The organism is Sabulibacter ruber (genome assembly GCF_017355955.1).
GTDB classification, from domain to species: domain Bacteria; phylum Bacteroidota; class Bacteroidia; order Cytophagales; family Hymenobacteraceae; genus Nibribacter; species Nibribacter ruber_A.
On sequence record NZ_JAFFID010000058.1, the window covers coordinates 1 to 326 of the forward strand.

1 protein-coding gene is annotated in these 326 nt (G+C 54.6%); it reads right to left on the reverse strand.

Annotation, left to right across the window (positions count from 1 at the left end):
• On the reverse strand, positions 1-326 hold a 326-nt coding region (locus tag JT719_RS24435), incomplete at both ends, for a FlhC family transcriptional regulator (RefSeq protein ID WP_242693464.1).

Below are 326 nucleotides of genomic sequence, written 5' to 3' on the forward strand. Positions count from 1 at the left end.
AGCATCGAAGGCCCTGATCAGCGCGGCGACATCATACGTGGTTTCGGTGTCCACTGCTGCTTCGTTACGGTACAGGCTCATAAGCAGCGATGCCTCACGAACATCTTTGCGAGTACGAACGATGCCGGTGGGTTCGGGAAGAAGACCAGACGGAGGAGAGCACCCGTCGTGGAGGTCTTTGTAAAGCTTCCTCACTGTTGCCTTCGAATATCCCGTGATGGAAGCGACAACCGTAGAACGACCGCGACGACGGATAAGGTTGACCATCAGTTCGAAGGTCTCGCATTCCTTCAACTTCTCACGGACAATCGCCTCAACCATGATCC